Source organism: Metapseudomonas resinovorans DSM 21078 (assembly GCF_000423545.1).
Lineage (GTDB): Bacteria > Pseudomonadota > Gammaproteobacteria > Pseudomonadales > Pseudomonadaceae > Metapseudomonas > Metapseudomonas resinovorans.
This window is the reverse complement of record NZ_AUIE01000001.1, coordinates 461,711-473,692: the sequence shown is the minus strand read 5'-3', so window position 1 is coordinate 473,692 and position 11,982 is coordinate 461,711. Positions and strand designations below refer to the sequence as shown.

At 64.3% G+C, this 11,982-nt stretch carries 1 protein-coding gene; it reads right to left on the bottom strand.

The genetic code is table 11. From position 1 onward, the window contains the following. Positions 1-23: 23 nt before the first annotated feature. Positions 24-11,861 carry an Ig-like domain-containing protein gene (locus G559_RS29525; protein ID WP_051246336.1) on the bottom strand — a complete coding sequence of 3,946 codons (11,838 nt, stop codon included), beginning with the start codon at positions 11,859-11,861 and terminating at the stop codon, positions 24-26. Positions 11,862-11,982: the final 121 nt, after the last annotated feature.

The window sequence follows — 11,982 nt, the reverse complement described above, 5'->3', positions numbered from 1 at the left end:
TACAGATTTCTAATTCGTTGTTCTTAAGCCTGCGGGCGATCCACCTGGATCTGTCCCAGTGCCATGGCCAGCTCCCTGACCTGACGCTGCTCGTTGTCCTTGATGTCCTGCAACTGCTGGCCAAGCGAGGGCGCCCCGAAGATGCCCTGGCCGCTCCCCCCGGAGCCGCCCTTCCATTGCTTACCGTCGAACAGCTTCATTTCTTCGGAGTCCTGCGGCACATCCTTGTCGAAGAAGCTCGACAGGCTGCTGCTGCCGAACACACCACCATCGCCCCCGCCAAAGCCGAGGAAGCCCGAACCGGAGCCATCGCCGAAGCCGTCGCTGCTGCCGAATACCTGGGCGATGAAGCTGGGCGCCAGGGCCCCCTGGTTGATGAAGATATTGCCCAGGGTCGGAATGCCGCTGCCCAGCGTCGGCTGCTCGAACAGCGGCGGCGGAATGAGCGGCGAGGTGAACGGCGGCGGTGGCGGATTCGGCAGTACCGTATCCACCGGCACCGTCGGCTCCGGCGGCACGATGACCGGCGGGTTGTGACGGAACTCCGGATCGCCATCGCTCTGCGGAACGCTATAGGTCTGCGCCGGCAGCCCGCTGAGCATGGCGTTGCCTGCGGTATCGGTGATCAGCGTACCGGTGGCGTTCAGGCCGAGGCTGAGCGTGCCGGCACCTGCCACGTTGCTGACGGTGACCAGGAAAGTACGGCTATCCACCTGCACCAGCGATTGCAGGGTGCCGGTGACATTGCCGGTGGTCACCAGGTTGAAGTCGCCGAGGTCGATGCCGCTGACGTTCTCGTCGAAGGTCACGGTGTACTGCACGCTGCCGGGTGTGGGCAGCGGCGTGACTGTCGCGCTGGCATTCGGCGCCGTGGTATCGACGATCACACCGCTGGTGTTGCCGACGCCGTTCAGCGCCAGGTTCATCGAGTTGCCGATGGCATCCCGCAGGGTCGCGTCATTGGCCACCAAGCCCGTGACAGCGATGCCGTTGGCATCGTTGTCGCCCGCGCGGACGGTGTACTGGAACACCAGTGTGCTGCTGCCCGAGCCCGCCACGTAATCGGCGAACACCGTGGTGCCGCCCATGTCGATGGCCAGGCGCGGTACGCCGTTGACGATGACCGCTTCACTGGCGTTGACCACGAAGGTCAGGGTGTCGCCGGCGTTGTAGTGCACGCCGACCGGCACGCTGACGCCGGTGACGGTGGGCACATCGCGGTCGACGCTGTACACCGCGCCGGTAAGGCCGCCGCTGAGGGCGTTGCCGGCAACGTCGACGATGCCGGTACCGGAACCGTTGAGGTTGAGCCCCAGGGTACCGGTGCCGCTCACGCCGCTGACAGTGAGCTGATAGGTGCGGGCGTCGATTTGCACCAGGCCGGTGAGGCTGCCGCCTGCGCTGCCTGTGGTCACCAGGGTGAAGTCGCCGAGGTCCACACCGCTGACGTCTTCGCTGAAGGTCACGGTGTAGCGCACGCTGCCGGCATTGGTCGGCGACGGATCGACGCTGACGATGCCGCTCGGGTTGGGCGCGACGGTGTCGACGATCACGCCACTGGTGTCGCCAACGCTGCTCAGCGTCAGCGTCATGGCGTTGCCAGCGGCGTCCAGCAGGCTGCCGCCATTGCTGGCGAGACCGGTCACGGCGATGCCGTTGGCGTCGTTGTCGCCCGCCTGGATGGTGTACTGGAACACCAGGGTGCTGGTACCGGAACCGGCCACGTAGTTGGCGAAGACCGTGGTACCACCGATATCCAGGGACAAGCGCGGGACGCCATTGACGATCACCGCTTCGCTGGCGTTGACCACGAAGGTCAGGGTATCGCCGGCGTTGTAGGGGATGCCCACCGGCACGCTGACGCTACCCACCACCGGCACCACGGCATCCACCCGCACACCCGTGGTGCTGGCGACATTGTTGAGGCTGGTGTTGGCGTCGTTACCCACGCCATCGCGCAGGGTGCCGCCGTTGGCCTGGATGGTGCCGCCGACGCTGATGCCATTGGTATCGAGCTGGCCGCTGGCGACGGTCAGGCGGAACACCAGCGCCGTGGTGCCGGAACCGCTCAGGTAGTCGGCGAACACAGTGCCGCCGCCGTCCAGGGTGATGGCGATGCGCGGCGTGCCGCCAGTGGTGTCGACGGTCACCGCTTCGCTGAGGTTGACGGTGAAGTCCAGGTTCTGCCCGGCCACGTAGGTGCCATTGGCCGGCACGTTGACGCCGGTGACTTGCGGCACCACACCGTCGATGACGATGCCGTGCTGCCCGGCGATGGAGTCGGCGCCGCCAGTGGTCGGCAGCGTCAGGATGGCGCTGGCGTTGCCGGCATTGCGGATGCTGCCACCGTTGAGCGCCAGGGCACCGCTGGACTGGTAATCCAGGTCGGCGCTGAGGTCACCCGCCTGCACGGTGTAGCTGAAGCTCAGGGTGTTGCTGCCCGAGCCGGAAACGTAGGTGACAGTGCGGTCCAGCAGGCCGGTTTCCAGCAGCAGCGTGGGCACGCCGCCGGACGTGTCCACGATCACCGCCTGATCAAAGGTGACGGTGATGGTGATGACGTCGCCCACCTTGTAGCCGCCATCCGGGTTGCTGACGCCGATGTCGGTGATCACCGGGTTGATCGGGTTGACGGTGATGGCGAGGGTGTCGGTGTCGGTCTGGGCCCCGCCGCTGCCTGTGCCCCCCAGGTCGCTGGTGCTGATCTGGATACTGGCCGGCCCGTTGTAGCCGGTGGTTGGGCTGAAGGTCAGGCCGTTCAGGGCGTTGTTGATATCCGCCAATGTGCCGGTGAAGGTCATGCTGCCGTCGGCGGTACCGTCGCCGTTGCTGAAGCTGAGACCACTGATACCGCTCAAGGAAATCAGGCCGTTGGTTGCAGTCAGGGTGACCTGCAGGGTGCCACCTCCGACGTCCACATCGCTGATGCTGATCAGGTTGCCATTACCCGCGCTGAACACCAGGTTCGCATCCTGGTTGACGCCCTGCCCCACCGGCAGGCTGTTGACCGGTGCATCGTTCACCGCACTTACCGCCAGGGTGACGGTGGTGCTGCTGGCTTCCGAGGTGCCGGTGCCGGAGTTGCCTGGATCGGTACCCGTATTGCCGCCATCGTCGATGCCGATGGTCAGGGTCACGTTGGCCGTGGCATTGGCTGCGGCGGTGAAGCTCACGCCATTGGCGGCGATGAAGGCATTGATATCGCTGATGCTGCCCACGAGGGTCAGGGTACCGGTGCCGGAACCGGCCACGGTCACGCCGCTGCCGCTGCCGCTGATGGCGCCCAGGCTGCCGCTGGCCACGCTGAAGGTCACGGTGACGCTGCCAGTGCTGGCATCCACGTCGCTGAAGGAAATGCCGGTCAGGGCCTGGGCAAGATCTTCGGTGACGCCAATGGAACCCGGGGCAGTGATGACCGGTGCATCGTTGACCGCTACCACATTCACGGTGGCCGCAATCGCGAGGCTGCTAGTGTCCACCCCGCCATTGCTGGTGCCGCCGCTGTCACGAATGCTGGTCAGGGTGACCACGCGGCTACCGGCAGCAGGCGCTTCGCTGCTGTTGCGATAGGTCATGCCATCGATCACGCCTTGGGCACTTGCAGTGCTCAGACCGGCATGGGTCAGGGTGATGGTGGCGGTGCCGCCCACCAGGCTGACGCTGTAGCCGATGCCATTACTGGCAGTAGTGCCACTGGCGCCATTGACCAGAAGGACGTCGGTACCGTCGATGCTCAGGATCTCGCTGGCGCCGTTGGCGAGGTTGCTGACGGTCAGGGTCAGGCCGGTGATGCTCTGGCCCGCTTCGACCGTGCCGATGCTGATGCCGCTGAACAGATCGACGGCGGCGCCATTCTCGGTATAGGTGGGGTTGCCACCGGTGGCGGTGGCGGTTGGTGCGTTGTTCACCGCCACCAGGTTGACCAGCGTACTGCCGAAAGCAGTGGCGCCCAGCTCATCGGCGAAGGTCCAGCTCAGGGCGACGCTGGCGACCGGGTCGTTGGAGCTGTTGGCATAGGTCAGTTGCTGGAGGATGTGGTTCACGTCCGCCGTGGTCGGAATCTGGCCGTTGGCGTCGGTGAAGGTCAGGGTCAGTTGGCCGCTCGTGCTGGTGTCGAAGCTGCCGATCACCTGGCCGTTTTTGACCAGGCTGCTGCCCACCAGGGTGATGCCGTTGCCATCGAGGAAGCCGAACAGGTCGCTGGCATTGGCGCCGCCATTGCGCACCACGACCAGGGAGGCGCCGTCGTAGTTGCCGCTGCCACCGTTGAGCAGGTCCAGGTCCGCATCGGACACGCGGGCATCGGCATCGATCACGATGGCCGCACCACCCTCGGTGTAGCTGCCACCACCATTGACGTTGCCCAGCACCGGCGGTGCATTGGCTTCCACTGCACCGATATCGACGGCGCTGCCGGTGGCCCGCACGTTGCCTATGGCGTCGATCGGCAGCACCTCGGTGGTATTGCCATCGTCATCCAGGTCATAGGTGTCGAGCGGCAGGCCGGCATTGCTGCCAGCGTCGAGCAATGCACTGCCTGCCTGGGGCTTGTGGGTCTGCACCGATCCGCCGTTATTGGCCAGATTGCCCAGCAGCAGGTTGGCGGTGCCCTGGTTGTTAAGCACACCGCTGGCAGTGGTGATACCGACGTTGCTGCCGAAATAGCTGTTGGTGGCGGTCTCGACTGTCGAGGCCACGTCGTCTGCGATACCGCCCGTAGCCAGCGGCGAACCGCCTACTGCCGCGGCGGCGCCGGCACCGGAGGTGTTGCCGGCGACCACGGTGTTGACCAGCGTGTCGGTGCCATTGGCGTGAATACCGCCACCGCTGCCGGACGCGGCGTTGCCGACCACTGTGGTGTTGTAGATGAAGGACGTACCGCTGGTGACACGGATACCGCCCCCCAGCGAGCCGGCGCCAAGGACGGCGTTGCCGCTGAAGGTGCTGTTGATGATCGTCAAACCGCCGGTACCGCCGAACTGGAGGCCGCCGCCGTGAGCGCTAGCGCCGGTGGTGGTATTGCCGGTGACGGTGCTGTTGAGCATCGTCAGCGTGCCGCCAGACCCCACCACACGAATACCGCCGCCGAACGTATTGCTGGTATTGCCGCTGACGGTGCTGTTGACCATCGTCAGGTTCGCGCCACTCCCATAAATGCCGCCACCGCCGAGACCACTATCCGCGCTGTTGCTGACGACCGAATCCCGAAGGGTCACGCTGGAGCCGAAGCCGATACTGAGACCAGCGCCTCCCCCGCCCGTATTGCCCTGTGTCAGCACCAGGCCGGAAATCTCGACGCCGGCGAGGCTGTTGCCGACTTGCATCACCCGACTGGCGCCGTTGGCAGAGAGGGTCACGTCGGCGACGCCGTCATCGTTCAGGTCACCGTCCAGGCGCAGGTTGCTGTAGTTGATGTCGAGCTGGCTGCCGCCAAGGACGATAGTGCCGCCTTGGTTGCCGGCCAGCGCGCCGTTCAGGTCGAAGGTGATGGTGTCGCCCCCGCGCGCCCAGAACAGCGCTTCGCGAATGCTCAGGCCACCGCCGTCAGCCTGATCGGCCGCCATGTTGCTGGACACAGTCTGGTCGTCACCGGAATCCAGGTTGGACGTCACCAGCAGGGTGCTGTTGTTCACGGTCACGGCGACGCTGTCGCTGTCGATGTTGCCGGCGGCATCGGTGGACTGGATGCTGATGCTGGTACCACCGGCCGCTGCCGGGGTGTAGACCAGCCCTTCCAGCGCGGCGTTGATCTCTGCTGCCGTGCCACTGATGGTCACGCTGCCGGTGCCATTGTTGCTGATGATCGCGCCGCCACCGGCGGTGGCACTGAGGGTGCCGCTGGCCACCGAGACAACGGTGGTCAGGTTGCCACCCTCGGTCACGGTCAGGGCATTGCCGTTACCACTGCTGAACACGATTGGAGTCACGGTGTTGGTGACCTGCGCGCCCGGCACTGCGTTCAACGGAGCCTGGGTATCGACGGCATAGTTGTTGGAGTCGGTGCTGCCGATGCCGGTATTGCCAGCGGCGTCGATCACACCGGTGTTGTCCAGGCTGATGAGATTGCCGCTGTCTTCGACGCTGGCGCTCGGTGTCAGGGTGGCCGTCCAGGTGGTGCCGCCATCCGTGCTCGAAAGGTTGCTCAGGCTGCCATTGGCGACGGTGAAATCGGCCAGGTCCAGCCCCGTCACCGCTTCGTTGAAGGTGATGGTGACCGTGGTGGTTTCGCCCACAATCAGCGAGGTATCGGCCACGACTAGGGTGGCGTTGGGACGCTGGGTATCAATGGCGTAGTTGTTGGAATTGGTGGTGCCGGAACCCGTGTTGCCGGCCTGGTCGATGTAGCCGGTGTTGTCCAGAGTGATCAGGTTGCCGGCGTCCTGGACATCAGTATCCGGCGTCAGGGTGGCGGTCCAGGTGATGCCGCCATTGGACGAGCTCAGGCTGCTGAGCGTGCCATTGGCGACAGTGAAGTCGGCGGTGGTGAGGCCGTTCACCGCTTCGCTGAAGGTGATGGTGACGGTGCTGGTTTCGCCGGCCTTCAATGCGGTGTCAGCCACCACGATGGTGGCTGTTGGGCGCTGGGTGTCGATGGCGTAGTTGTTGGAATCGGTGGTGCCGACACCGGCATTGCCGGCCAGGTCGGTGTAGCCGGTGTTGTTCAGGGTGATCAGGTTGGCGGCGTCTTGGACATTGCTATCCGGCGTCAGGGTGGCGGTCCAGGTGATGCCGCCGTCCGAGGTGCTGAGGTTGCTGAGTACGCCGTTGGCCACGGTGAAGTCGGCGGTGGTGAGGCCCGTCACCGCCTCGCTGAAGGAGAGGGTGACGGTGCTGGTTTCGCCAGCGCTCAGTGCTGTGTCGGCAACCACGATGCTGACGGTAGCCGGCGCTACGGTCTCGACCACCGCGACTGTTACATCGGCATTGCTGGACGTGGCGCCATCGCCGTCATTGACGGTGATGCGGACCGTGCGATCCGCCTGGCCGATGCCGTTGGTGGCGTTGGTGTTGTTGTAGCCGAGATTGCGAATCAACGCCTGGACGGCCACTGCATCGGCCGAGCTGTTCAGGCTGATGACCAGATCGGCCCCGGCGCTGCCACCGGTGAAGCTGCCGATGATGGTGCCTTGGTACGTCACGTTGCTTCCGGAGACGCCGATCTGCCCCGCGCCGGTGCCCTGGTTGCGAATGCCGAGCACATCCTCGCCGGCTACGCCATTAGTGACGATGGACACGGTCACGTTGCCGCCGTCGAAATCGGGCGAATCGGAGTCGATGACGGTGGCGTTGCTGCCGCCGTCGAGCAGAACGGTGCCGCTGCCCTGGGTGAAGGTGATGCTGTCGCCGTTGAGGCTGCCGACAACAGGCGCTGCGTTGATCGGCGCGGTCAGGGTGAAGTCGTTACCGGTGCCGCCGATGTAGCTGGCGGTCAGTACCGTGCTGTTGCCACCTGCGGTGGTGGTAGCACCCTCGGCCAGACCGCTGAAGGTACCGGTGACGGCATCGGCGGCATCGTTGGAGATGATGGTGTAGGTGTCGCCGTTGCCCGGTGCATAGCCGTGATTGACAGCCAAGGTCGCGCCGGAAACGTCCACCGTGCCAGTGACCACCAGCTGATCGAAGCCGGTACCGGCAGTGGTGCCGTTGATATCCACTGCCAAGGTGCTGCCGGTGGCCATGCCCAGGTTGCCGTTGATGGTCAGCGCGCCTGCGCCGGAATTGCCGGGAGACAGAATGCCGCCGCTCTGGATGGTCACGGCACCGCCCAGGGTGCCACTGCCGGCGAGGGTTCCGCCGCTGGCTACGGTGGTGGCGCTGGTGGTGCTGCCATTCACGGCGAGCGTGCCTGCCGACACCGTCGTGGCACCGGTGTAGTTATTGGTTCCCGACAGCGTCAGTGTACCGGTGCCCGTCTTGGTCAGGCCGCCCGAGCCGCTGATGACGCCGGAGAGGGTGGCCGCCGCACTGGTGGCCAGACTGGCGGTGCCGCTCAGATCGATAGCGTTGTCGATCGTGGTGTTGCCCGTGATGCTCAGGGTGGTCCCGCTGAACAAGCTCACGGCGCCGCTACCCAGGTTCTGGTCACCGGTAATGCTCAGGGTGCCGACTCTCACACTGGTGGTGCCGGTGTAAGTGTTTGTGCCACTGAGCGTAAGGGTGCCCGCCCCGAACTTGCTGAAGTTGCTGCCGCCGCTGATCACGCCCGACAGGGTGACCGCGTTGGTGTTGGTCAGCGAGATATTGTCCCCCAGGACAATGTCGTTATCGATGGTGGTCGCACCGGTCACCGTCAGCGCCCCGCCGCTGTGTAGGCTCACCACACCACTGCCCAGGTTGGCATCACCGGCAATACTCAGGGTGCCCAGACTCACTGTTGTGGAGCCCAGGTAGCTGTTGGTTCCCGTCAAAGTCAGCGTACCGCCACCGAATTTGTCCAAGTTGCCGCCACCGCTGATGGCGCCAGCCAGCGTTACCGCTCCGCTGTTGCGGACGGTGGCGAAGCCATTGAGAGTGATGGCGTTGTCGATGGTAGTGGGGGCCGTGACCGCTAGCGTGGCGATGTTGTTCAGGACGACGACGCCGCTTCCCAGATTGCCATCGCCACTGATAGACAGAGTGCCCGCATTGACCGTGGTCGTCCCGGCGTAGTTGTTGCTGCCGCTGAGCTGCAGAGTGGCCGTCGCGGCTTTGGTCAAGCTACCGGAACCGGAAATCACGCCGCTGAAGTCGGCGATATTGGTGCCGAAGTCACCGCCGACGCTGATGGTGCCGCCGCCCGCTCCCAAGGTGACCGCGTTGGCGACGGTGGTGGTCGTCCCTGCCGCTCCCGTCACGGTCATGGCCAGGGTGCCGCCATCCAGGGTCAGGTTCCCACTCGACAAGCGCGAGCCTGTATCGGCATTGAGGGTACCGCCGGTTACCGACATGGCGCCGGACCAGCCACCGTTGTTGCTGGTGGAGCCAAGCGTCAACGTACCCGCGCCGGACTTGGCCAGCGCGCCGGTCCCCGCCAGGGTGCTGTTGAAGCTGACGCTGCCACTGGCGTTGGTGAAACCTGTGGTGGTGCCGCCGCCCAGGGTGATGGTGCTGCCAGTGATGATCAGGCCGGTAGCCGAATCGCCATTGAAGCTCAGGCTCTCGCCCAGGCTCAGGCCGCTGCCAAGCGTGATGGTCTGGCCCGCCACGCCGCTGCCGAGAATGATGGTCTGCGTACCCGTTGCATCAGCCGCCGCGATGGCTACCGCCTCACGCAGGCCCACGCCATCGCTGGCGCCGATGGTGGCGGTATCACTGGTGTTGGTGACGTAGATGGTGTCGCTGGTGACCGTGACATCGGCCGTGGCGGTGGAGGTGCCATCGCTCAGGGTGAACTGGATGATGGCGTCGCCAGCCGGTGTATCGCTTCGGTAGGTGACGCGCTGTGCCACATCATTGATCAGAGCGGTCGTGGCAGTAGTGCCGCTGCTGGTGAAGGTGATTGTCAGCACGCCGCCAGCGGAGGTGAAGGTGGCGAAGGTCTGGCCGCCGGACTGCAGGTCGCTGCCGCTGACGGTGAACAGCGCACCCGAAGTGTTGAAACCAAAGGTATCCGTAGTAACGGCTGTACCCGAGCGCTGCACGGTCAGGCTTGCGCCCGCCCAGTTGCCGTTGCCGCCGTTGAGCGCGCCCTTCTCGGTATCGCTGATGACAGCGTTGTTGTCCGAATCCAGCGTGACGGTATTGCCGACTCCTGCCCAGTCGACGCTTTCACCGTTGACGTTGCCGATGCTCGGCGCCGAGTCGATCACGATGTTCTTGTTGGCGCCCAGCGAGCCGGCAGCGCCCGGTGACGCCAGGGTCAGGGTGGCATTGTTGGTGGCGGCATCACGAATGGTGCCGCCGTTGAGGGCCAGGGCGCCGGTGCTGAGATAGTCCAGGTCGGCGTTGGTTTCTCCCGCCTGTACCGTGTAGTTGAAGGTCAGGGTGTTGGACCCGGAACCGCTGCTGTAGTTGATGACCCGATCGATGGCGCCAGTTTCCAGGGTGAGCTGGGGAGTGCCGGTCACCGTAACCGCCTCGTTGAAGCTCACCTGAATCGAGATGACATCGCCAGTCTTGTAGGTGCCGTTCACCGTGGACGAGGTGACGGAAGTAACCGTAGGCAATACGGTATCGACAACGTAGTTGGCGGAGTCTGCCGTGCCGCTACCCGGCAAGCTGCCCGCAACGGAAAGGACGCCAGCCAGGTTCACGGTGATCGCATTGGTTGGATCGGAGACACCGGCGCTCGGCGTGAAGGTGCCGGTCCAAGTGACGCCACCATCAGTAGAGCCCAGCCCGCTCACGACGCCGTTGGGAGCGGTAATGTCTGCGGTGGTGAAGCCGATGACGCCAGTGTTGAACACAAAGGTGACCTGGGTAGTCTCCCCCGCCGAAAGCGTCGAGTCGCCGAATGTGGCTGAGACCAGCGCCGGTACCGCACCGAGTGTTACCGAGCTGCCGACCGAGGTGGTCGCCACGCCGGTATTGTCTCCAGCCCAGTTCGCCGCATTGGTGACGCGAGCGAGCCAGGTGGCGCGGTCAGCTGCACCGGTCGGACCGGTGTACTGGATGTTGTCCAACGCTCCACCCGGCAAGCCGACTGCGTTGGCCCCGTTGGTCAGGGCATTCTGGCTGCCAGTGCCATCGGGCAACATGGAGTCTCGAAGCAATATCGCAATGGACGTATTCCAGTTGTTCGCATCAAGCGTTCCGGCGGAGTTGTTCATCCCGAAGATGAAATACGGGTTCGCGTCGAAGTCTTGATAGATGAATACGCCATCGCCATTGATGAGAATTGGGTCAGCGACAGTGTATCCAGTCTTCGTGATATCCGAGGAGAGGTCCGCCGCAGCCGTGACATTGGTCAGGGTCGTCGGTGCGTCAGAACCTCCGAGGTATAGATTGAAAACACTTCCAGCACTGACAGTGCTGCTGGTGGTCCATACCACCACACCATCGCCTGTCGAGTTGTTGACGAATGCGCCGGTGCTCTGGTCCCAGCCCCGGTCACTGATCTTGATCTGGGTACCCGCGGGGATATCGACTAGCGTGGCAAACGTGATGGTGTCATTCAGCGCACTCCACCCCAGGACGACAATGTCTCCCGCGTTCAAGGTATTCAGCACATGGTCATAGCTGACGCCGTCCAGTACCGAGGCAGTCTCGATGCTGCCGGTGCTGGCTTCAAGCACCCAGTCCGCCCCCTTGCTGGCATCGCCGCTCCAGTCGGTAGAAGCCGACACATCGGCATCAGTGTAATCGGCGACTTTAGCCAGCAAGGCTGATCCACCCTGGCCTTTGCCCACGTCGCAGCCGTAGATCAGCAGATCACCGTCGACGGAAAGGCTGGCACCGATGCTTTCCAACTTAGCCTGGGCGCTATCGATATTGTCGAGCGTCAGACGGCTCGAACCAGCCTGGATGCTGCCCTCGCCGCCGTGGGAGATCAGATGGATGGCATCGATCTCACTGCGTCCCTTGAGGTAGTCGGCCATCTGCTGCAGACCGTCCCTGGACGGGTCCAGCACCACCACTTCCTTGCCAGCCAGCTGGTTGGTCAGTTGCTGGAGGTCCGCGACATTGCCGTCAACGAACACCACTTCATGGCGCGAACTTGGCGAGGAGGATTCCGCCGTCGCTGTCGTCTCGAGAGTCGCCGCGTCATGGCTGGACGCGGTGTCCTTCACGCTAGCGGCCTCCACGGCTTGCGCGCCCTGATCGGCTACCACGGGAACCGAGGCGTCGAACATCATGCGTGGTTCGAGCGCCTGGATCAGGCTGGCCCTGTTCGCAAAACTGGATGGTTGGCTGCCAGTCTTGTCGCGTTTCCAGAATGCCATGATGACCTCGATCGAGTGGTGCAGGGACTTCGTGGTGCGTCAGCAGTGCTGTGATCGCATGCGAGTCAATGCGTGGATACCAAAAGAGGCCCTAGGACTGGCGCTACCTTTCAGCATCAGC